Here is a 21,908-nt window from a genome sequence, read left to right as displayed (position 1 = left end):
CGCTTCATTGGTCCTTGCCGAGATACTCTCCCTCGATGGGATTGGCACCATCGCCGGCTCGACCACCGCTGGCAGGGTTTTCCGAATCTCTTCGATGGACGTTCCAGTCGCCGGGGATTTCCGCCCCCTTCGAGCCGCTCCCACTGCGGCGGGCGGACCAGCGACGCCATAGCTGGCCGCTGCCGGGGATCAGGCATGCTAGGCCCACGATATCGGAAAGAAAACCGGGTGCTATCAACAGGATGCCCGCCAATACGAACGAGGCGCCCGCCATGATCTCGGCGGAGGGAATTTCACCGGCTGCCACGCGGACACGGGCCCGCTGAAGCGTGAGCAGGCTCTCGCGGCGAATCAGATGAACACCGAGGGCACCACTGGCGACGATCCACAACAGGCTGGTCAGCAGGCCTAGCCTGGCTCCCAGCGTGAAGAGTACGGCGAAGTCCGCTATCGCGAATAGGGCGATGAGGATGAGCAGGGGCATGATGTCTCCGTCGTTGGCACTGCCAATCAGGCAAGATGGAGACTAACGAGGGAATTGCAAGCTTGGACACCCCGGGGCCGACGAGAAGCCGGCCCCGGAGCCGGGATCACAGTGTTGCCTTCTCGGAGAGGTTGGCCACCGTGGCTTCGCCGATGCCATCGACGCGGGTCAGGTCCTCCAGGCTTTTGTAGTCGCCGTTGGCTTTCCGATCGTCGACGATCGCCTGAGCCTTGACCGCGCCGATGCCGGGCAGCGTCGTCAATGCCTCGACCGACGCCTCGTTGATATTGACGGGGGCATCCTGGGCAAGCGCGGGGAGGGCGATGAAACTGAACAGCGAGAACAGTGCGGCACGGAGCAGAGTCTTCATGGCGATCTCTCTTTTGATATCGGTGAGTGAAGGCCGGTGTCATTCCACACCGCCCGTCATTACCTTGTATCGACGCTGCTCCGCGATTTTTTATCGGAAAAAAGCGATCATTCTTGTCAGTCAATTTCTACTCAATCTGGCTAAAGTAGCTGGCGCGGATATGGCGGGAGCGACCTATCCCATTGCGGTGTCAGGTATACTCCCGCACGAATTCGACTGCTGGAGACGACCATGCCCGCCCCGGAATCGCCACTCATCATTGCGCTCGACTACGCTGAACTGGGTGCGGCGCTGCAACTGGCCGACGCGCTCGATCCCGTCCGTTGCCGCGTCAAGGTCGGCAAGGAGCTGTTCACCCGTGCAGGGCCGGCGGCCGTCGAGGCGCTGCATCGGCGGGGCTTCCAGGTCTTCCTGGACCTGAAGTTTCACGACATCCCCAATACGGTCGCCGGTGCGGTGGAAGCCGCCGCCGACCTGGGCGTGTGGATGGTCAACGTGCACGCTTCCGGCGGCCGCCGAATGATGGAAGCGAGCGCCGAGCGATTGGCGAAGCGCGGACTCGAGACGCATCTCATCGCGGTCACCGTGCTGACCAGCATGACCGACGACGAGCTCCAGGAAACCGGCGTCACCGACAGTGCCCTGGCTCAAGTCGAGCGGCTGGCCAGGCTGACCCAGGAGAGCGGGCTGGATGGGGTCGTCTGCTCGGCGCGCGAGAGCGCCCGGCTGCGCGAGCTTTGCGGGGCGGGGTTCCTCAAGGTGACGCCGGGGATTCGCCCCGCCAGCGCGGCGCAGGGAGATCAGCGACGGGTGATGACCCCCGATGCAGCGATGGCGGCCGGCAGCACGCACCTGGTCATCGGTCGAGCGGTGACCCAGGCCGCCGATCCCATGGCGGCACTGGCCGACATCGAGCATACCTTGGCAAACGGGTCGTGATCATTCGCCTTCCAGGCCCGTTACCGGCTTGCTGGTGCCCCAGCTGCGGCAGCGGGGACACTGCCAGTGGAGTTGTTCGGCGCCGAAGCCACAGCGCTGACAGCGGTGCCTCGGCCGGGTACTCAGCAACTGCCGGGTGTGCTGCTTGAGAAGCTCCAGCCGATCCCGCTCCGCGGGATCGCTATCGTCCAGATAGAGGTCCATCAGGTAGTCGACGCCACGCAGGCTGGGGTGGTCGCGCAACTGGTCGCTGACGAACGCGCAGGCGATCTCCGTGCCCTGGCGATGTCTCAGCGTGTCCGCTGCCATCATGACGACCGAGGTCTGTGGGTCGCGTTGCAGCTGTTTCTCCAGGAACTGCCACCAGCCGTCGTCGTCATCGAGCAGCCGATAGGCATTTCGCAGCGGCTCCAGCACGATGGCGGTGAAGCTCGGATCCTGTTCGGGAACCCGCTGCCAGCATCGGGCTGCATCGCGATAGTGGCCGATATCCCACTCGAGCTGGCCCAGCATCCAGTTGGCACGAACGCAGCGCTCATCGGTATGCAGTGCCTGCTTCAATGCCTTTCGGGCCAGTGACGGGCTGCTTTCGATGCGGTGCCTGCTGGCCAGCTCGCAATGCCAGTGTGCCGCCGCGCGCCGAATGTCGGCATCCTGGCGCACCAGTTGCGGTTGGGCGGCGTCGAGCGCCTGGGCCCACTCCTTCTCGCGTTCGAACAGGTCGACGAGTAGACGTCTGGCGGCGAGCTTCTGATCGTCGTCGACCTGGCTCTTCTGCAACGACAGCAGTAGCCGCTCGGCTCGATCGAGCAGCCCGAGGTTGAGGAAGTCGCGAGAGAGTTCCAGCTGCACCTGGCCACTTTGCGATGGCGTCAGCGCGGGCCTGGCCAGCAGGTTCTGGTGGATGCGAACGGCGCGATCGGCTTCACCGCGCGACCGATAGAGATTGCCCAGGGCGATATGCGTCTCGACCGTGTCGCTGTTGACCTCCAGCGCCTGGGTGAAGGTCTCGATCGCACGGTCCGGCTGCTCGTTGAGCAGATAATTGAGGCCAACGAAATAGTCTTTCGGCAGCGTGCCGCGTGACGTCCCGGTGCGTGGCCGGCTCCGGCCCCGGCCCGATTCCCAGCGCCCCAGCAACCAGCCGATGGCGATGGCTGCCACCAGCAGCGCCAGCAGCAGAACATCGCTCATTCAGGTGCTTTCCTTGAACTCCTGCGTCCGTAGACGATCGAGTTCTTTGCGCTGTTGCTGATTGTGACGCTGGGCACGGGTCAACAGGGTGCGCAGGCGAAGGTACATCCCCGTCATTGCCAGCATGCCGAGAATCACGCCACAAGCCAGGGCGACCAGGAGCCACAGCGACAACGAGGCGGGAGGGAGCTGCACCCAGATCAAGTCCAGCGGCAGTGGCTGCTGGTTGTTGACGGCAAACAGGATGCCGAGCAGCAGTACGACGATCAGGATGATGGCGAGAATGACGCCTTTGAGCCAGCGCATAGTGATTCCTGGTGACGCACCGCGACTGCCCGGGTCGTGATCGGTCATCGCGGTGGCATCCGTCGATTCGCACGACGGGTGCAATGACTTGGGAGGTCAGTAGCCCAGCGCGCGGCTGGCATTGACCTGTTCGCGTAGTTCCTTGCCCGGCTTGAAGTGCGGGACGTATTTTCCGTCGAGATCGACGGGATCGCCGGTCTTGGGATTGCGCCCGGTTCTAGGCTCGCGAAAATGCAGTGAAAAACTGCCGAATCCGCGAATCTCCACACGTCCGCCGTCCGCGAGTGCGTTGGTGATATCGTCGAGAATGACGCGCACTGCCGCTTCGACCTCCTTCGCCGATAGCTCGGGGCGACGGGTGGCGATCTGTTCGATCAATTCAGACTTTGTCATCGACATTCTCCGTGAGGCCTCTGCCAGGCGGTGAAGAACCGCGCAATGGGCGTCCGACGTCTGTTATTGTCGCTTCAGCATACTTCGCAACTTTCGAGAAAACAACGCATTAGCCGGGTGGGTCGGGTGAGTGAATAGTGACTGGCAACTCCCTCGGGTATAATGCGGCGCCATACAGTCATTCAGCCCACCGGATCGAGGGTAGTCCATGTCAGACAACGAAGATGTCACGCGTCGGCGGCTTTACTGGCATTCACGGCGCGGCATGTGGGAACTGGATCTGCTGCTGATGCCATTTCTCGAAGATCGCTATGACCAACTGACGCCTTCGGACCAGGTGCTTTACCGGGAGCTGCTGGCCAGCGAGGACCAGGATCTCTTCACCTGGCTGATGCGGCGCGAGTGGCCCCAGGACGCCGAGTTGCGCCGTCTCGTCAAAATGATCGTCGAACATGCAGAGACCACCGACAACAGTCGTCGTCAGGCGCTCTAGGCTGTCGCTGGCTTGCCAGGCGTTGCTGGCGCTGGCGTTGGCCGGCTACGCGGGGTGGTGGGTCGACGGTCGGGCTGCCGTCCCGATAGTGCTGGTGGCGCTGACCGTCACCGGCTGGCGGTACCGGTCGACGCCCAGGCAGTATCATCTGCGATGCGTGCAGAGCGGGGAGCGGTCAGTCTGGGAGAGCTCGGCCGATGCCCGGGCCTGGCAGCCCGAAACCTGCCGGCTGGTACGCCTCGGGCCGCTACTCTCGGCGATCGATCTCTCCGGCCGCCGCCTGTGGCTGTGGCCAGATAGCAGCGACGCCCATTCGCTGCGCCATTTGCGCGAGACGCTGTCCAGCCGGTTCGAGTGACCGTGATTCCGCGGCCCGAACGAGAAGACGGCCCCGTGAGGTATCACGGGGCCGTCCTGATCGAGCTATCGCCGGGTGACGAGGCGTCGTTCAGCGGCGCCCGACGAAGAATCCGATGGCGAATCCGGCCAGCGCGGCGACGCCGATGCTGCTCCAGGCATTGCGGTGAACGTAGTCATCGGTTTCGCGCCAGGCCTCTTCCGCGTGCTCAGCCAGTTCGTGGCTGACATCGTCCGCCCGATGCCGCGCGCGCTCCAGACCCTTGCGACCTCGACGCTTGGCATCTCGATAGTAGTTCCGGCTCTCTTCCCGATAGTTGCGGCTCATGGATCATCCTTAATCATTGGTCGATGATGATGGTGGGTCAGGGCAATAGATTCGTTCTGTTGGCTCGAGCCGTCAACGCCGGCTCAGCATCAGCGTCAGCAAGGCGCCGCCCAGCGCGGCGATACCGACGCTCTGCCAGGGTTTGCGCTGCACGAATTCGTCGCAGCTTTCGCAGGTGTCGCTGATCTGTTCGTCCAGGCGCTGGCGTGAGCGGTTCGCCCAGCTGTCCTGCGGAAGATAGGCGGTGGCGTGGGGAGGCGGCTCGTCGATGCTCTCCTCGAGAGGGTCGTCCTGCGACGTCAGTGCAGGTTCCTCCCGGATCGGATCATCCCCCAGCCGGGGCGCACGCTCGGCAGCCGCCGCCATATCCTCATCGATACGGTTGGTCTCGTCTTCCTTGTCGTCACGATGGAACAGGCTCATGGTCATCCCTCCGGTGCGGTGGACAGGCCCTAGAGAAGTGTAGTTGCAATTCCATGACTCGCTAGGGCCTTTCTCGCGTCGGCGCATCGAGATTCAGCTCTCGCTCCAGACGCTGGCCGACATCGCCGGGTGAGCCGGTATGCCGCGCAAGCATGTCATAGGCGACCGGAACGATGAACAGTGTCAACAGGGTGGCGACGGCGACGCCGCAGAAGATCACGGTACCGATGACGATGCGCGATTCGGCGCCGGGACCGAAGGCCAGGATCAGCGGTATGGCGCCAGCCATGGTGGTGACGGTCGTCATCAGTATCGGCCGCAGTCGGGTCACGGCCGCTTCGACCAGCGCATCCGAGAACGCCGCTCCCTCGTCGCGCAGCTGATTGGCGAATTCGACGATCAGGATGCCGTTCTTGGCCGCCAGACCCACCAGGACCACCAGCCCGACCTGGCTATAGATGTTGAGGGACTGGCCGCTGGCCCACAGGCCGAGCAGGGCGCCACTGATCGCCAGTGGCACCGTGAACATGATGACCAGCGGATGGATGAAGCTCTCGAACTGGGCCGCCAGAACCAGGAACACCACGACGATGCCCAGCGCGAGCAGGAAGGTGGTGGCGCCACTGGCCTCCTGATAATCCCGCGAAGGGCCCTTGTAGTCGATGACCGCCTCGCTGGGCAACTCCTCGTCGGCGATTCGCTGCAGGTAGGCCAGCGCGTCGCCCATGGCGGTACCGTTCTGAAGGTTGGCCTCCAGCGTGATGGCCCGCATCCGGTTGAACCGGTTGAGCTCGCTGGCGCCCGCGAACTCGGAGACGGACACCAGACTCGCCAGCGGAATCAGCTCGCCGCTGACCGCCGAGCGTACCTGCACGTTGTCCAGGGTGCTCGGGGCGCGCTGGCGTTCGCGCTCTCCCTCGAGAATGACGTCGTACTCCTCGCCGTTGTCGACGTAGGTCGTGACGTTGCGTCCGCCGAATAGCGTCTCGAGGGTGTTGCCGATGGTGCTGACGGTCACGCCCAGGGCGGCTGCGCGGTTGTAATCGATCCGGATGCGAAGCTGTGGCTGGGTCTCCTTGTAGTCGCTGTCCACCGCCTCGAGTCCGCCATTACCGTCCTTACGGATACGCTCGAGCAGGCGGTCGCGCCAGTCGACCAGTTGATCGTAGGTGCTGCCGCCGATCACGAACTGGACCGGCTTCTCGACTCTGCCGCCGAAGCCCTGGCGCATGACCGGCGTGGCGGTCACGCCGGGCAGGTCCCCGAGTCGCTGCCTGACATCGGCCATGATCTCCCACGCCGAACGCCGGTCGCCCCAGTCGTTGAGGGTGACGATGGCCATGCCGTCGTTGAAGTTCTCGACATTGCCGAAGCCGCGCGGACCACGGATCGAGACCTGGTTGATGTCGCCGGCGTCGACCAGGGACATCAGGCGGGTCTCTATCTCGTCATAGTAATCCTGCATGTAATGGAAGGTCGCGCCGGGTGGCCCTTCGATCAGCACGAAGAAGGCGCCGCGATCTTCCCGGGGCGTGTACTCGTTGGGCAACTGCTGGAACAGCCAGGCGGTGAGGGCCAGGACGAGGGCAAACAGCCCGACAACGAGCCAGCGGAAACGCAGCGCCCGGCACAGCCAGCGCCGGTAGGTCGTCTGCGAACGGTCCAGCAGCCATTGCACCCCTCGGCTGATGCGGCTTTCGTGCATCCGCGGGTTGAGCAGCTTCGAGCACAGCATCGGTGCCAGCGACAGTGCGACCAGGCAGGAAAGCCCGACGGCGGCAGCGAGCGTCAAGGCGAACTCCGAGAACAGGCGTCCGATATCCCCCCGCAGCAGGCTCAACGGAATGAATACCGTGATCAGCACCAGGGTGGTGGCTATCACCGCAAAGCCGATCTGGCGCGTACCGCGATAGGCCGCCACCAGGGGCGTCTCGCGATGGACCACCATGCGCCGATGGACGTTCTCGATGACCACGATGGCATCGTCGACGACCAGGCCGATCGCCAGGACCAGCGCCAGCAGCGTCAGCAGGTTCAGCGTGAAACCGAACAGGGCCAGAAAGATGAAGGTGCCGATCAGCGATATCGGCACCGTCACCGCCGGCACCAGGGTGGTGCGCACGTTGCCGAGAAAGAGGAAGATCACCACCACGACCAGCCCCATGGCGATGAACAAGGTGGAGACGACCTCGTGGAGGGCACCTGACACGAACACCGACGAATCGAAGTTGAGCGACAGCTGCATGGCGTCCGGCAGCGTCGGCTGCAGCCGGGCCATTTCCGCCTTGGCGCCATTGGCGACCTCCAGCACGCTGGCGGTGGACTGCTTGATCATGCCCAGGCCGACCATGGGCACTTCGTTGCCGCGGTAGAGCGAGCGCTCCTCGACGGAGCCGACCTCCACGCGGGCGACGTCCGCCAGCCGCACCAGATAGCCGTCGTCCCCCCGCGCGATCACCAGATTCTGGAAGTCGGTGGCGGTGGTGAAACTGCGCGGGATGCGCAGCGTGAACTGGCGGTCGCGGGATTCGAGGAAGCCGGCCGGCAGTTCGACGTTTTCATCCTCGAGCGCGTCGGCGATGTCGTCGACGGTCAACTGGCGTGCGGCCAGGGCATTGCGGTCGAGCCAGACCCGCATCGCGTACTCCTTGCCGCCGCTCAGGCGGACCCGGGCGACGCCGTTCTGGGTCGAGAAGCGGTCGACGAGATAGCGGTTGGCGTAGTCGGTGAGCTCCGGGATGGTATAGCCCTCGCCGGAGAGCGACAGCCAGATGATGACGTCGTCGCTGCTGTCGCTCTTCTCGATCTCGGGTGGTTCGGCCTGGTCGGGCAGGTTGTCGGCCACCGACGAGATGCGGTCGCGAATATCGTTGGCGGCCCCGTCGATGTCGCGGTCCAGCGAGAACTCGACGTCGATCTCCGATTCGCCGTCGGCGCTGCTGGATTCGATCGAGACGATACCCTCGATACCGGCGATGCGGTCCTCCAGCAGTTGGGTGATCCGGGTCTCGACCACGCTGGCGGAGGCGCCGGGATAGTTGGTCTCGATGCTGACGATCGGCGGATCGATCGCCGGATATTCCTGCAGCGGCAGGCGCTCCATGGCCAGCAGGCCGAAGGCGATCAGCAACAGCGAGACGACCGTCGCGAAAACCGGGCGGCGAATCGATAGATCGGAAATCCGCATCAGTCGTTCGCCCGGGATTCGATGGCGCGGCGCTGACGCTCCAGCACATCCTTGATGTCGCCCTCACCGACATTTTCCGCGATCAGCTCGACCGGGTCCCCCTCGCGTACCTTGAGCGTGCCGTGGGTCACGATTCGCTGCCCTTCATCGAGACCCTCGACGATCTCGACATCTCCCTGCCGGCGCTCGCCGGTGGTGACTTCCCGGCGCGTCACACGGGTCGGCTGGCCCGGCTCGATCAGCCAGACCGTCTGGCGTTCGCCGTCCGGGACCAGCGCGCTTTCCGGGATCGTCAACGCCTCTCGAGCGGGCTGGTTCAACCGCACTTCCATCAGCATGCCCGGAAGCAATTGGCCGTCGGGGTTGGGCAGGTTGGCGCGGACCACCAGGCTGCGTGAGATGGGGTCGATGCGCGTCCCGAGGGTGGCGACCTCGGCGCGGAAGACCTGGTCCGGGTAGCTCGGGGTCGTGGCGCTGAGCGTCAGGCCGGGGTGGAGCACCGACAGCAGCGTCGCCGGGACGGTGAAATCGAGTTTCATGGTGTCCAGCTTGTCGAGCGTGACCAGCTCGGTGCCGGGTGTGACCAGGGCGCCCACGCTGATCTCGCGCAACCCCACCGTGCCCGCGAAGGGCGCCTGCAAGCGATGGTCGGCGAGTCGTGCGCGGATGGCATCGATTTCGGCTTCGCTCTGCTTGACCAGTGCCGCGTTGTCCTCGAGCGTGGCGCGCACACCCAGGTTGCGATCCTGAAGCTGCTGTGCCCGGCCGAGTGCACTCCGGCGTTGGCCGAGCAGCGCCTGGGCGGCGCGGAGTTCGGCCTGTGCCTGGGCGTCGTCCAGCTGCACCAGCCACTGACTGGCCGCCACTTCGTCACCGTCCTCGAAGTTGAGCGCGCTGATGGTGCCGGTGAGCGTGGACGAGAGGGTGACGCTCTCGTCGGCTCTCAAGGTTCCCAGCGCCTCCACCGGATCCTGCCAGGTCGACGCCACTACCGTGGCACCGATCACGGCGACTGGCGGCGTCTCCTGGGCGCTTGCGGTGGTCGGGCCCGGCAACCACGTCGCTAGCACGCAGAGGAGCAGCGCCAGCAGGGGCGGTAAGCGGTTTTCGCGTCCGAGCGTAAAGCGCTCACGATCTGCCGATTTCGTTGTCATGATTAGCGGATTCTTGTCAGCGTTGCATTGGGCGGGCGAGTGCGCGCCACTCGTTAGTACCTGAACGACCGGCGAATGAAAAGGGCATCTCGAAAAACGCCTCTGTTAGAATGCCTGCCCATTCAGCGAGGCAAGTGCGGTGTGGAGATGAAAACCTACGATGTCGTCGTCATCGGCGCAGGCGCGGCGGGCTTGATGTGCGCGCTGACGGCGGGTTACCGCGGCCTTCGCGTACGGGTCGTCGATCATGCCGGCAAGGCGGGAAAGAAAATTCTGATGTCCGGCGGTGGGCGCTGCAATTTCACCAATCTCGCCACCACGCCGGCGCATTTCTTTTCGGGCAACCCGCACTTCTCGATCTCGGCGCTGAAACGCTACACGCCGCACCATTTCGTCGAGCTGGTCGAGCGGCACGGTATCGAGTACGTCGAGAAGGCGCCCGGCCAGTTGTTCTGTGCGCAGTCGGCAAAGGAGATCGTCTCCATGCTGCTGACCGAGTGCGAATGGGCGGGCGTGGAAGTCTCCCTCTCCACGACGGTGGGCAGCGTCGAGCGCCTGGGTGAGGGGATGCGGCTGGAGATAGATGGCCGCAAGACCGAGGCCGGGGCGGTGGTGGTCGCCACTGGGGGCCTGTCCGTCCCGACCCTCGGCGCCAGCGGTTTCGGCTACGATCTGGCGCGCCAGTTCGGGCTGGCCGTGACCGAGACCCGGGCGGCACTGGTGCCCTTCACGGTGACCTCGCGATGGAAAGAGTCGCTGGCCTCGCTCTCGGGCCTGTCCTGTCCCGTGGCGGTCAGCTGCGGCGACGGCACCTACCGTGAACCGTTGCTGTTCACCCATCGCGGTCTGTCCGGGCCGGCGATGCTCCAGGCCTCGAGCCACTGGCAGCCGGGCATGACGGTGGCGATCGACTGGCTGCCCCTGATCCCGGTCGCGGAGACCCTGGCCGACCTTCGCCGACGCGCACCGCGGCGGCGGCTAGGCAGCTGGCTGGGGGAGGCGCTACCCAAGCGTCTCTCCCAGGCGCTGATCGAGTGGCAGGCATGGCAGGACCGGCCGCTGGCCGAACTGTCCAACGCCGATATCGACGCCGTGGCGAGCGGGCTCAAAGCGTGGCAGTTCAAGCCGGCGGGGACGGAAGGGTGGCGTACCGCGGAGGTGACCATGGGCGGGGTCGACACCGCAGCGGTGTCGTCGAAGACGTTTGCCGTCAACGCAATCCCCCAGCTCTACTTCATCGGTGAAGTGCTGGACGTCACCGGGCAGCTGGGTGGCTTCAATTTCCAGTGGGCCTGGTCATCCGGCGTGGCGTGTGGTCAGGCGCTCTGACGCCGAACCAGAGGCGGCCACTGTCTCCAGTGGCCGCGACGCCAGGGTGGCAAAGGCGGCTTGCGCCCGCGGCTAGCGGTTTTTCCCGCGGGTCGCCCGGTAAAGCGCCCGACCGCGGTTGTACATCATGAATCCGGTCAGTGCCCGCCTGAACAGGCGGCCGGTGGAGCGTGGCTTGCGCGCGCTGCGCATCGCCAACAATCCCCCGGCCGCCATCAGCGGAACGCGCCAGCTCATCATCTTGTTCCAGGCATTGTCGATCGGTGCCGTGGCGTCACGCCATTCGCGCATGGCGGCGGTCATGTCCAGGCGTTGCTGGAGTATCTCGTCCTCGAGCTCGTCCAGTTGCCGTTGGCGGGAACGTTCAGTCATGGGAGTGCCCCAGTGCCTGGCGATCGCGATCCAGGTGATGCAGGGTCGCGGCCATCAACTTGCGCTGCTTGGCGACTCGCTTGGCGGAGAAGATCAAGACCCCCGCCAGGATGAAAAGCGCCGCCGAGCAGATCCCGATCGCCTGCAGGCGGTGCTCTTCCCAGTAGACCACCACGATCAGCAGGAGCAGCATTCCGATCGCGAACGACAGCACGATCAGGCCTGCACCCGCCAACAGCAGCAGCGTCAGCATTCGGTCTCGCTCCGCCTCCCACTCGACCACGGCGAGACGCAGTCGCGTCTGGCCGGTGGCGATGAGATTGGCGATCAGCCGTCGCCCGGCGGAAATCACGTTTTCAGCCGGCCCCGCCATCAGCGACGTCCCAGCAGCAGTCCCAGAACCACGCCCGCCGCGGCGCCGATGCCGATGCTGGTCCAGGGGTTTTCATGCACGTAGCGATCGGTGGCATCGACCTGCTCCTTGGCGCTGGAGTAGAGGGCTTCTCCACGAGCTTCCAGACGCTCCCGGGTGGCATGCAGGCGTTGCTGAGCGCGTTCGCGCATTTCGGAGATATTGCTGCGGGAGTCGTCCGCTGTCGCGTGGATCAGCTCCTCGACGGTGTGGGACAGGTTGCGCAGGTCTTCCTTGAGCTGCTCGGTAGAGGCTTCGCGTTCACGCTCGGGACCGTTGCCGCCGATGGATTGCATGGTCATGGTCGTCATCCTTTGACAGTCGAGTGGCATGGTTGGAACAGACAGGCTTCAGCATAGACAGGCTAGCTGTCGGCATCAACGCGTACCGGGGATCCCGGCCAAAAAGGTGTTGATGCTGAAGCCGAGGCCGAAACGCTGCACGTCGTGGTTGTAGTCGATCAGGCTCTCCCCGTAGCCCTTGTAGTACTGCAGATAGCCGCGCACCTTGCCGAACAGCGGGAAGGAGTAGTCGAGTTGGCCACCATAGTGCGCCTTGCCCGGGTTGCCACGAACCATCAACGAGACCTCCTGGTCTCCGAAGGCGCGCACCAGGGTCAGGTCGCCGTAGCCGATGTAGTTCTCCAGGTCCGGATTGTCGTCGTCCTTGTCGTTTTCCGGGATACGCCAGTGTGGGGCGACACTGAAGGCCCAGTCGCCGCGCTGGAATATCGATTCGCCGTAGATTCGGTTCCAGCTTCGGGACAACGGATCCGAGCGTCCGTTGGACTGGTGCGCGAAGCCGACGCGATTGATGGTGTTGGTCCATCCCAGCACCGTCCAGCGGTTATCGAAGCTGACGAAGCCCTCGGGCTCGTAGTTGGTCTCGCGAAAGGGGGCGGAAGCCTCGGAATTGTAGGCCTGCCACCAACTGCGCTGGGTGTAGGCGAAATAGAGGTCGCCGTTGTCGCCGAACATGTCGTCGAGCAGCTTCACCTTGAAGCTCAACTGGAATTTGATCTCCGACTTGTCGACATTGCCCTCCGAGGTGATCTCCCGGAAATCCGACTCGTCCGGGTTGCTGTTGTAAGTCCATGGCAGGATGTAGTTGCGTCGATAGGTGGTGATCGCCAGCGGATTCTCGGCAGTTTCCGCCTCGAGGTTACGGCGCACTTCCGCCTGGTCGTTCGCTTGCTGGACCGGGTCGCTGCTGGTGCTTGAATCCTGAGCCACTGCCAAGGACGTGGCCGCCATTCCCAGGAGAAGAATGCCGGTATGGCGCAGCGAACGAATGGGCGTCATAAGACTGTCCTGTCAAGATGATCCAATGGGGAGAAGCGCGATCGGACTGATGAGAATCAGGCTTCCTGTCGGGTAGTGACGATTTCTAGCATGTCGTCGACTTAATTCAAACTCGCTCCGCGCGCCAAGTAACGCCTCGAAACCCGCACGCGCTGACGGTAAACTCCGCTATCGGTAGGGGATCGCGCCGCGGTGAAGCGGCGGCGGCCGCAGGAACGGAGTTGACGAGGAGTCGACATGTCGGACGACCCGGTCGCGGGTGAGTATTCTGGGCAATCAGGCCGTGCTGCACGAGGACCGTCCAGGCTGACGGCGATCGTCTCGGCAAAGACCGCCCCGGCGTTTGCCGGCCTCTTGGGCGTCCTTTTGAAAGGGGCTGAGCGTAGCACGTTCCTTGCACTCGTATTGTGCATACTCATGACAAGTGTCGTTGCCTTTGCGCAACAGCAGGATCGTCTTCCGACGGAAGAGGAGCTCAAGACCGAGCAGCAGAAGCTCGAGAAGGTCGAGGCTCCCACCGACGCGCAGCAGGCGGATCTGGATGATCTGCGCGTGGCCCGGCAGACGCTGGAGTCGCTGAAGGCGCTGCGCAAGGACCTCCAGTCGCTGGAGACCTCGGCCCGACAGGCCCCTCAGCGCACCCGCGAGCTCGAGCGCCAGCTTGCCGAGCTGAGCGACCGAAAGGCGCCCGAAGCCGACGACCTCGACCGGCTTTCCGTGGATGCCCTGGGCCAGAAGACCACCGAGTCGCTGAACCAGCTCGAGGCGCTGCAAGGCCAGCTGGCGTCGATCAACGCGCGGCTGATCAGCGCGGAGACACTACCCGAGCGCGCGCAGTCGGCCATCGCCAGCGCGATGAAGGATGCCGAGCAGGCGAGAACCCAGCTTCAGACCTCCGACGACGAGGATTCCCAGGTTCTCGATCCCGCCGACGCACGCTATCGGCTGCAGCTGGCGTTGGCCGATCTGCAAGCCGAATACCATCGACAGGAGCTGGCCAACAACACGGTGCTGCGCGAACTCGACGTGCAGCGGCGGGATCTGCTTCGACGTCAGGTCGCCATCGAGGAAGCGCGGCTGGATGCACTGCAGGCCGCGCTCGATCGTCAGCGCCGCGCCGAGTCGGAGAAGGCGGTCGCGGACATCAGCGAGGAGGACGCCAAGGCGATCGCCGCGCACCCCGTGCTTCGCGAGATTCAAAAGACCAACCGCGAGTTCAGCGATCGACTCCTCGAGGTGACCGACCGGACCAACCAGTTGATCCGGCAAGCCATCGATACCCGTTCCCAGCTCGATCGCGTACGTCAGGTCAAGCGCACGCTCAACGAGCAGATCGAGGCGATTCGTGGCAGCCCGCTGTTGTCACGCATTCTCAACGAGCAGCGTCGCGCCTTGCCCGATGTCGATGAACTGGGCGGCTTGCAGGAAGAGATCGCCGGGACCCGGCTGAGTCAGTTCGATCTGGTCGATCAGCGGGATGCGTTGCGTCACCCCCGCGAACTGGCCGAGAAAAGTCTTGCCGACACCGGCATCGAGGTGACCCCGTCGCTGGTCGACTCGCTGGTGAAACTGTTCCAGTCACGCAGCGAAGTCCTCGAGCAGCTGGATCGGGAATACGGCAATCTGCTGACCGTGGCCATCGACCTCCAGCTCAACCAGGAGCAGCTGGCGGGGCTCACGACATCGATTCGCGGCGCCATCGAGGAGCAGCTGTTCTGGGTTGCCAGTGGCCGTGCGCTGACCCTCAGCTGGTGGCGCGATGTCCCCGACATCCTGATGGGCCAGATCCGCGACGGCGGGTGGCGGCCGGCGCTGGCGAGTTTCTGGCGGGTTCCGGATGCCCGGGCCCTGGCCGTCATCCCCGTCCTGCTGTTGGCGGGGGTGCTGTTGCTGCTGAGACGTCGCATCAAGGTGCGGCTGCTCAATCTGCATGAGCAGATAGGCCGTCTCAAGCGCGATACCCAGATGCACACGCCCCGGGCGATTCTCTACAACGCGCTGCTCGCCGCCCATGGTCCTCTGATGCTGGCGGTGGTTGGCGGCCTGCTGAGGCTCGGTAGCGATGATTTCGCCGAGCGCGTGGGGGAGTCTCTGTTGCAGCTCGCTCTGGCCTGGGGCGTGCTGGGCTGGGCGCGCAGGCTACTGGTGTCCGACGGCGTGGCGACGCGTCACTTCCACTGGTCGGCCGGATACGTGGCGCGCCTGCGTCGCCTACTGTTCTGGCTCGGGATCTCGCTGATTCCGGTCATACTGATCAGCGGGACCTCGCCTGGCAGCCAGGCCGAGCTGTCCAGCCGCCCCCTGTTCCTGCTGTCGCTGCTGGTCGGATTGCTGGCGATGAGCTGGATCCTGGTGCAGTTGATCCTGGCCCACGTACCCTATTTCGGCCTCAAGCTGTTCCGGCTGCTGTTGGGGTTGGCGCTGGCGATGGTACCGCTGGTGCTGGGCGGCCTGATCGTCATGGGCTATGAATATGCCGCCCTGCGTCTGATCGGCCGCTTCATCAATTCGCTCTATATTTTCGGACTGTGGATTCTGGTCGAGGCAACGGTGGTTCGCGGGCTGGCGGTGGCGCAGCGCCGGCTGGCCTACCGTCGTGCGGTGGCTCGGCGGCGGGCGCAGATACAGGAGGGTGCCGAGGGCGGGCTGGAGGTGGTCGAGGAGCCGCCACTGGACATGGAGCAGGTCAACCAGCAGTCGCTGCGGCTCTCGAAGCTGATTCTCTTCATCGGCTTCACCTTCGCCTTCTACCTGATCTGGTCCGACCTGCTCGAAGTCTTCTCCTATCTCGATCAGGTCAGCGTGTGGGAGATCGAACGCGGACAGGGCGAGTCGATGACGCTGGACCCGATCACCGTGGCGGATGTGATCATCGCGCTGATCGTGGTGGCGTTGACCATGATGCTGGCGCGCAACCTGCCCGGTCTGCTGGAAGTCATGGTGCTGTCCCGGCTGACGCTGAAGCAGGGGAGCGCCTATGCGATCTCGTCGCTGCTCTCCTACACCATCGTCGGGACCGGCGTGGTGATCTCGCTCGGCACGCTCGGCGTCTCCTGGGACAAGCTGCAGTGGCTGGTGGCGGCTCTCGGCGTGGGGCTCGGCTTCGGTCTGCAGGAGATCTTCGCCAACTTCATCTCGGGGCTGATCATTCTGTTCGAGCGCCCGATGCGGATCGGGGACACCATCACGCTTGGCCAGCTCCACGGCTCCGTCAGCCGGATTCGTATCCGGGCCACCACGGTGACCGATTTCGACCGGAAAGAGATCATCATTCCCAACAAGACCTTCGTGACCGACCAGTTGATCAACTGGTCACTGTCGGACAACGTGACCCGGGTCGTGCTGACCTATGGCGTGGCGCACGGATCGGATCTCGACGAGGTGCATCGCCTGATGCGCCAGGCGGCGGACGAGAACCGTCGTGTACTGCGGGACCCCGAGCCGCAGGTGTTCTGCATCAGCTACGGGCCGACCTCCTTCAACTTCGAGCTGCGGATCTTCGTCAACGACCTGCTGGATCGGCTCTACGCCAGCGACGAAATCAACCGCCGGCTGGATCTGCTGTTCAAGGAACACGGCATTCGCGTGGCGTTCAACCAGATGGACGTGTGGCTGCACGGCGAGAACGGCCAGTCCGCGCGGGTCCAGAGCGCGGACGGAGAGGGAGCGGCGCTGGGTGCCGCCGCTCCCGCGTCAGGAGCGCCTTCCGCCGGCGCGATCCGTTCCCGGCAGGCCCGCAGTGGCGATGACGGTCATCTGGATGACGGCGACGTTGGCGGTGCCGGTTCGGATGGTGGCAGCGACGGGGGTGACGGCGGCCGCTGACGGGCGGTCAGCGGCGCAGGGCGTGAAGCAGGAATTCGCGATTGCCGTCGCCGCCCACGATCGGGCTCTCCTGCCAATGATCGATCTGCAGGTCGTGTGTCCGGCAGGCCCGATGCAGGGCCTCGGCCACCGTCGTGTAGAGGGCGGCGTCGCGCACGATCCCCCTGGGGTCGACCTTGCCGGGGCCCACTTCGAACTGTGGCTTGACCAGGGAGTAGAGCTCCCCGCCGGCGTGCAGCACCCGGGCGATCTCCGGCAGGATCAGGGTCTGCGAGATGAACGACACATCCATCACCACGACGTCGATGCCACCCGGGGCGAGCCTCTCCAGGTCGGCGAAGGGGAGCCGGCGCGCATTGACGCCCTCCAGGCAGGTGACCCTGTCGTCGTTGCGTAGCGAAGCGTCCAGTTGGTCGTGCCCCACCTCGATCCCGATGATCCGCTCGGCGCCGTAGCGCAGCGCGCAGTCGCTGAATCCGCCGGTGGATTGGCCAATATCGAGCACGGTGAGGCCGTCGAGGCGGCGCGCCAGCGCTTCCAGCAGGGCCTCCAGTTTCAGGCCGGCCCTCGATACATAGCGCTCCTCCGGCGCCTCGGCGATCCTCAGGTCCACGGTGTCCGGCAGTTTCTCCCCCGGTTTCAGCGCCACCCGCCATGCGCTGCCGTCGTTGACGCTGACGTAGCCCTGGCGGATCAGGCGCTGGGCCCGGGTGCGGGAGCGGACGTGGGCGGTAACCAGTTGGTCGAGTCGTGTCATGAGCGGCTCACTCCGTTGCAGCGTCGGGCAGGGGGGATGGGTCGGCAAGGGGGCCGCCGGCGTGCGTCGGCCGGTTGTCGAAGGCCTGCTGCCACTGCTCCAGCAGCGTCTGGCGCTTGAGCCTGTCCAGTGTCGCCAGCAGGCCCGGACCGATCTGAACCGGGCGGATCGCTTCCCCCAACCGATCGCGCAGGTCGGCCGCGGTGCCGACGCCATCGACGGATGGGTGCACGGCACCCAGCGTCGTCTGGGTGGCGAGCAGGCGTTGAGCCGATGCGCTCAGGAGATAGTCGATGAAGCGCCGTGCGGTGTCGGGATGAGGCGCGTCACGCGACATCATGACCAGGCGCTGCAGCACCAGTGCGTAGTCCTGGGGCACGACCATCACCAGCTCGGGATGCTCGGCCACGTAGTCCTGCACATAGGAGCCGATCAGGTTGTAGCCGATCCAGTAGCGCCCGTCGCTGAGCCCCTCGAGCATGGCGGCGGTCGTGGTCTCCAGGGCACTGTTGCTGTTGCCCAGCGCCTCGACCAGATCCCAGTAGCGGGCGGAGATCCTGGCGTCCTCGATGGCGTAGGTGTAGCCCGCGCCACTTCGCCGCGGATCGTAGGTGACCACGCGATGGTCGAGTTGCCGGGAGTGCTGCCGCAGCAGGCTCAGGAGATCGGCGTGACTCTCGGGCGGGATCATGCGTCGTGCCAGGTCTCGCCGGTAGACCATGACGATGGGTTCGAAGGTGAAGCCGAACAGCTCCTGACGCCAGCGTGCCCAGCTCGGCCAGTCGGCGGCGGCGGGAGAGTCGATGGGGCTCGACAGCCCTTCGTTGGCGAGCTGGTACTGCCAGGGCATCGCGGGAGACATGATCACGTCGGCGCGTGGGGTGTCGCGCTCCTGAAGGACACGTGCGTGCAGCGCCAGTGTCTCCAGGTTGTGATAGTCGATCGCGATGTCGGGGTGGCGGCGATGGAAATCGGACAGCAGCGGCCGAACCTGCGGTGGGTCGAGCACGCCGTAGATGGTCAGGGCGCGAGAAGGCTCGGTATCCGCGGCGAAGTGCAAGGTCCTCGCCTGTGCTTGAGCCGTCAGCGCGAGCGCGAGTGCCAGCCATACGACGCCGAGGCGCCGCACGCAGCGCGGCACGCTCAGGTGGCGGTGGGGAAGATCAGGACGACGCATAAGCCAGGACGCTCGGGATGGTCGGGGTTGGCGGTCTGCAGGAGCAGGCGAATATCGTGGGCGCGTGCGATGCTGTCGACGATCGCCAGACCCAGGCCGGTGCCATCGCCTGCCTCCTGGCCACGGTGGAAAGGGCGCAGCACCAGCAGGCGCTGGGATTCGGGAATGCCGGGGCCATCATCCGTGACGACCAGCCGCGTCGGGGCGTCGGTGACCTGCACCGTGATCTGGCGGGCGCCGTAGAGCGCGGCGTTCTCGATCAGGTTGTTCAGCGCCTCTTCCAACTGCCAGTCGGTCGCCGACACCATCACGGCATGGTCGGGCACGTCGACCCCGAGATCGATGCCGTGACGGTGATGGCGCGCGAATGACTCCCTGACGCAGCGCTGCGCCAGCGCGGCGAGGTCGACCGATCGCTTGGCCGGCATCGCCTCGGGATTGTTGAGGCGGGTCATCGACAACAACTGGCCGGCCAGTCTCGCGGTCTTGGTGGCGGTGCCATGCATGGTGACGAGCGCTTCCCGCCATGCCGCCGGCTCCGACTGGCGAATGGCCAGCTCCGCGTGCGCCGAAAGCCCCGCCAGTGGCGTGCGCAACTGGTGAGAGGCATCTCCGATGAAGCGCTCCTGATTGGCACGGACGCGGCGCATTCGTGCCAATAGTTCGTTCAACGCCTGGCGCAGCTCCGCCAGTTCGCGGGGCAGCGCCAGTTCGAGCGGGGCGAGGGTGCGAGGATCGCGCTGGCGGATGGCGCGTCTCAGGCGGGTCAACGGCTCCAGTGCGAAGCGCGCCGAGAGCAGCACGACCACCATGGCCAGCGCGGCGATGATCACGATATTGACGAAGCTGGCCAGGAACAGCTGGTTGGCCAGTGCCTGTCGCCCCTCGCGGCTCTGGGCCACCCTGACCTCGAACCGGTCGCTGCGATCCCATCCCTCCAACCGAGAGCGCAACACGCCCAGGCGCAGCGGCATGTCGCGGGATATCACATCGCCGTAGCTCATCTGTCCGGCCTTGGCGGGCGGCAGCGAGGGAAGCGAGCGATTGCCGGTGACGAAGTGACCCTGGGCATCGTAGAGCGCGTAGAACACCCGCTCCTGGGCATCGGTGGCGAGCATCTCCAGTGCCGAAGGCGGCAGGTCCATCCATAATCGGCTCTGCTGCCAGCGGACCTGCTCGGCGATGGAGAGCGAGGCGGCGTCGAGCAGCCGGTCGAAGGCGCGGTCCGCGGCCTCGCGGGAGGCGAACCAGGCCTGCAACAGCATGATCGCCACCAGCATGGCCAAGGGACAGAACAGCCAGATCATCAGCCGCCGATAGAGGCTGAGATGCGACAGCCGCCAGCGCCGCAACGGGGTCACTCGGCCTCCAGCAGATAGCCGATGCCCCGAACCGTACGCAGGGTGACGTCGGAGTCGGCGAGTCGCCGGCGCAGGCGGTGGACGTAGACTTCGATGGCGTTGTCCCCGACCGGTTCCCCGGCGAACGCCTCCTCGAGCAGACGCGCCTTGTCCACCGGTTCCCCCGCATACCGGATCAGGCAGGCCAGCAGGCGATGTTCCCGCGGCGGCAGTGGCAGGGCGGCGTCTCCCAGCGTGAAGTGCTGGCGATGGCGGTCGAGTCGCAGCGAGCCCAGCGAGATCGATTCGCTCTGGTCGTTCTGGCGACGGCGCAACAGCGCGCGGACCCGTGCTTCCAGCTCGTCGAGCGCGAACGGCTTGGCCAGATAGTCGTCCGCGCCCAGGTCGAGCCCCCTGACGCGATCCTCGATGGCGGCTCTTGCGGTCAGGATCAGCACCGGCGTCTGTCGATCGCGCGAGCGCAGCGCCGCCAGCACGTCCAGGCCGCTGCGGGTCGGCAGGTTGAGGTCGAGGAGAATGAGATCGTAATCGTGATCGATCGACAACCGGGCAAGGGCTTCGCCGCCATCGCCTATCCGCTCGATACGCTGGTTGTCGACCGCCAGCGTTGCGGTGAGCGTGCTGGCGAGCAGAGGATCATCCTCTATCAGCATCAACTTCGGTGCCATGGAGAACTCCTGCAGGTGAAGAGGGGGAGGCACGTGACTCGGGTGAGGCGATTGTAAACGAATCGATTCGCTGGGCATTGAACTTTAGTTGGCTTTTGCTGCTAGGCCGTTGACCGTTACAAGGCTTCACCCTAATTTCCGCTGACGGGAACAATGTTCTACCTTACGAAACTGTAAGGTTGGCGTCAGCCACGAACAACTCCGCTCCATCAGCGAGGAGAAGTAATCATGTTTGCAGCCAGAACAATCAAATGGGTGGCCACTGCGGCCTTGGCCCTGACCGCCAGCAGCGCCATGGCATTCGAGCCTGCCGGCAAGGTCGAGTGTATCGCGCCTTCCGATCCGGGCGGCGGCTGGGACTTTACCTGCCGCAGCGTGGGCAACGTGCTCGAGGAGCTTGACCTGGTGCCGGCCAGCGTCCAGACCATCAACATGGCAGGGGCGGGTGGTGGCGTTGCCTTCGCCCACACCGTGAGCAAGCGCAAGGGCGACGACCAACTGCTGGTGGCCGCCTCCACCGCCACCACCACGCGTCTGGCCCAGAACCAGTTTCCGGGCATGGACGCCGACATGGTCAACTGGATCGGCGCGGTGGGCGCGGACTACGGCGTCATCGCGGTCTCCAAGGACTCCCCCTACCACGACCTCAACGAGCTGATGGAGGCGATGAAGAAGGATCCGCGTGCGGTCAAGTTCGCCGGCGGTAGCGCCAACGGCGGCTGGGACCATCTCAAGGTACTGATCGCGGCCAAGGCGGCCGGGGTCGAGAACCTGCCGCGTATTCCCTATCTCTCCTACAACAACGGCGGCGAGGCGATGACCCAGGTCATCGGCGGTCACGTCGATGCCTTCACCGGCGATGTCACCGAAACCCAGGGCTTCCTCAAGTCGGGTGACCTGCGCGTGCTGGCAGTGCTCTCCGACGAGCGCCTGCCGGGCGATCTTTCCGACATCCCCACCGCCAAGGAGCAGGGCATCGATGCTGTCGGGCCCAACTGGCGCGGTTTCTACATGCCGGCCGACATCGACGACGACGCCAAGCAGTACTGGGTCGATGCCGTCGACAAGCTCTACGCCA

Annotated in this window: 23 protein-coding genes; 6 read left to right on the top strand and 17 right to left on the bottom strand. The window is 65.0% G+C overall.

From position 1 onward, the window contains the following. Positions 1-4 precede the first annotated feature (4 nt). Both Q0602_RS17500 and Q0602_RS17495 read right to left on the bottom strand, forming a co-directional pair. A complete protein-coding gene (locus Q0602_RS17500) occupies positions 5-484 on the bottom strand; it encodes an FxsA family protein (protein WP_295040133.1) in 480 nt (159 codons plus the stop codon). A gap of 106 nt (positions 485-590) precedes the next feature. Next, entirely contained in the window at positions 591-854 is a 264-nt protein-coding gene (locus Q0602_RS17495; RefSeq protein ID WP_298845931.1) for a ComEA family DNA-binding protein, read from the bottom strand. A gap of 231 nt (positions 855-1,085) precedes the next feature. On the opposite strand from Q0602_RS17495, the gene pyrF reads away from it, so the two are divergent. Further along, on the top strand, positions 1,086-1,793 hold the full coding sequence (pyrF, locus tag Q0602_RS17490) for an orotidine-5'-phosphate decarboxylase (protein WP_298845929.1): 708 nt from the start codon (positions 1,086-1,088) through the stop codon (positions 1,791-1,793). On the opposite strand, the gene lapB is transcribed toward pyrF, so the two are convergent. From lapB to Q0602_RS17475, 3 genes are all read right to left on the bottom strand, one after another. Continuing rightward, positions 1,794-2,987, bottom strand: a complete 1,194-nt coding sequence (gene lapB / locus Q0602_RS17485) for a lipopolysaccharide assembly protein LapB (RefSeq protein ID WP_295040128.1) — start codon at positions 2,985-2,987, stop codon at positions 1,794-1,796. Then, positions 2,988-3,293 carry a lipopolysaccharide assembly LapA domain-containing protein gene (locus Q0602_RS17480; protein WP_110602835.1) on the bottom strand — a complete coding sequence of 102 codons (306 nt, stop codon included), beginning with the start codon at positions 3,291-3,293 and terminating at the stop codon, positions 2,988-2,990. Positions 3,294-3,389: 96 nt separating this feature from the next. After that, complete coding sequence (locus Q0602_RS17475; protein ID WP_275401748.1) at positions 3,390-3,713, bottom strand: integration host factor subunit beta; 324 nt, start codon at positions 3,711-3,713, stop codon at positions 3,390-3,392. A gap of 181 nt (positions 3,714-3,894) precedes the next feature. Between Q0602_RS17475 and Q0602_RS17470 the strand changes: the two genes are divergently transcribed. After that, positions 3,895-4,179, top strand: coding sequence for a succinate dehydrogenase assembly factor 2 (locus tag Q0602_RS17470; RefSeq protein WP_295040126.1), 285 nt, complete (start codon positions 3,895-3,897; stop codon positions 4,177-4,179). After that, positions 4,139-4,537 carry a protein YgfX gene (locus Q0602_RS17465; RefSeq protein WP_298845926.1) on the top strand — a complete coding sequence of 133 codons (399 nt, stop codon included), beginning with the start codon at positions 4,139-4,141 and terminating at the stop codon, positions 4,535-4,537. The genes Q0602_RS17470 and Q0602_RS17465 overlap by 41 nt, the downstream gene beginning before the upstream one ends. 90 nt (positions 4,538-4,627) lie before the next feature. On the opposite strand, the gene Q0602_RS17460 is transcribed toward Q0602_RS17465, so the two are convergent. From Q0602_RS17460 to Q0602_RS17445, 4 genes are all read right to left on the bottom strand, one after another. Further along, the gene (locus tag Q0602_RS17460; RefSeq protein ID WP_295040122.1) at positions 4,628-4,864 is read right to left on the bottom strand and encodes a hypothetical protein; all 237 of its coding nucleotides are present in this window, start codon (positions 4,862-4,864) and stop codon (positions 4,628-4,630) included. Between the two features lie 72 nt (positions 4,865-4,936). After that, positions 4,937-5,287 (bottom strand): DUF883 C-terminal domain-containing protein, encoded by a 351-nt coding sequence (locus Q0602_RS17455; RefSeq protein ID WP_295040120.1) that lies wholly within the window; start codon positions 5,285-5,287, stop codon positions 4,937-4,939. A 61-nt stretch (positions 5,288-5,348) separates the two neighbouring features. Next, positions 5,349-8,474, bottom strand: a complete 3,126-nt coding sequence (locus Q0602_RS17450) for an efflux RND transporter permease subunit (protein WP_298845923.1) — start codon at positions 8,472-8,474, stop codon at positions 5,349-5,351. Further along, complete coding sequence (locus Q0602_RS17445; protein ID WP_298845921.1) at positions 8,474-9,628, bottom strand: efflux RND transporter periplasmic adaptor subunit; 1,155 nt, start codon at positions 9,626-9,628, stop codon at positions 8,474-8,476. Before Q0602_RS17445 ends, Q0602_RS17450 begins: the two co-directional genes overlap by 1 nt. A 147-nt stretch (positions 9,629-9,775) precedes the next feature. On the opposite strand from Q0602_RS17445, the gene Q0602_RS17440 reads away from it, so the two are divergent. Then, a complete protein-coding gene (locus tag Q0602_RS17440; protein WP_298845919.1) occupies positions 9,776-10,957 on the top strand; it encodes an NAD(P)/FAD-dependent oxidoreductase in 1,182 nt (393 codons plus the stop codon). A gap of 72 nt (positions 10,958-11,029) precedes the next feature. Here Q0602_RS17440 and Q0602_RS17435 read toward each other — a convergent pair whose 3' ends face one another. The 4 genes from Q0602_RS17435 to Q0602_RS17420 form a co-directional block, all read right to left on the bottom strand. After that, entirely contained in the window at positions 11,030-11,329 is a 300-nt protein-coding gene (locus Q0602_RS17435; RefSeq protein ID WP_295041277.1) for a YqjK-like family protein, read from the bottom strand. After that, positions 11,322-11,702 (bottom strand): phage holin family protein, encoded by a 381-nt coding sequence (locus tag Q0602_RS17430; RefSeq protein WP_295041279.1) that lies wholly within the window; start codon positions 11,700-11,702, stop codon positions 11,322-11,324. Before Q0602_RS17430 ends, Q0602_RS17435 begins: the two co-directional genes overlap by 8 nt. Beyond that, entirely contained in the window at positions 11,702-12,043 is a 342-nt protein-coding gene (locus Q0602_RS17425) for a YqjD family protein (RefSeq protein ID WP_149434045.1), read from the bottom strand. The genes Q0602_RS17430 and Q0602_RS17425 overlap by 1 nt, the downstream gene beginning before the upstream one ends. 75 nt (positions 12,044-12,118) lie before the next feature. Beyond that, a complete protein-coding gene (locus tag Q0602_RS17420; RefSeq protein WP_298845916.1) occupies positions 12,119-13,042 on the bottom strand; it encodes a phospholipase A in 924 nt (307 codons plus the stop codon). A gap of 354 nt (positions 13,043-13,396) precedes the next feature. Here Q0602_RS17420 and mscK point away from each other — a divergent pair, with 354 nt between their 5' ends. Beyond that, positions 13,397-16,867: a mechanosensitive channel MscK gene (gene mscK, locus Q0602_RS17415; RefSeq protein WP_298845964.1), complete on the top strand. Its 3,471-nt coding sequence runs from the start codon at positions 13,397-13,399 to the stop codon at positions 16,865-16,867. 7 nt (positions 16,868-16,874) lie between these two features. Here the strand turns inward: mscK and Q0602_RS17410 are convergent, their stop codons facing one another. From Q0602_RS17410 to Q0602_RS17395, 4 genes are read right to left on the bottom strand one after another with little or no spacing between them, the layout of a single operon-like run. After that, on the bottom strand, positions 16,875-17,624 hold the full coding sequence (locus tag Q0602_RS17410; RefSeq protein WP_298845912.1) for a TlyA family RNA methyltransferase: 750 nt from the start codon (positions 17,622-17,624) through the stop codon (positions 16,875-16,877). A 7-nt stretch (positions 17,625-17,631) separates the two neighbouring features. Next, positions 17,632-18,801 (bottom strand): ABC transporter substrate-binding protein, encoded by a 1,170-nt coding sequence (locus Q0602_RS17405; RefSeq protein WP_298845911.1) that lies wholly within the window; start codon positions 18,799-18,801, stop codon positions 17,632-17,634. Then, positions 18,768-20,162, bottom strand: a complete 1,395-nt coding sequence (locus Q0602_RS17400; RefSeq protein WP_298845910.1) for a sensor histidine kinase — start codon at positions 20,160-20,162, stop codon at positions 18,768-18,770. Before Q0602_RS17400 ends, Q0602_RS17405 begins: the two co-directional genes overlap by 34 nt. After that, positions 20,159-20,830: a response regulator transcription factor gene (locus tag Q0602_RS17395; RefSeq protein ID WP_295038662.1), complete on the bottom strand. Its 672-nt coding sequence runs from the start codon at positions 20,828-20,830 to the stop codon at positions 20,159-20,161. Before Q0602_RS17395 ends, Q0602_RS17400 begins: the two co-directional genes overlap by 4 nt. 228 nt (positions 20,831-21,058) lie before the next feature. Between Q0602_RS17395 and Q0602_RS17390 the strand changes: the two genes are divergently transcribed. Further along, positions 21,059-21,908 (top strand): tripartite tricarboxylate transporter substrate binding protein (locus tag Q0602_RS17390; protein ID WP_298845909.1); only part of this gene is annotated, 850 nt, incomplete at its 3' end.

The organism is uncultured Salinicola sp., from assembly GCF_937921195.1.
Lineage (GTDB): Bacteria > Pseudomonadota > Gammaproteobacteria > Pseudomonadales > Halomonadaceae > Salinicola.
Note: the sequence above shows the minus strand (reverse complement) of the source record. Positions and strands in the feature narration are given on the sequence as shown.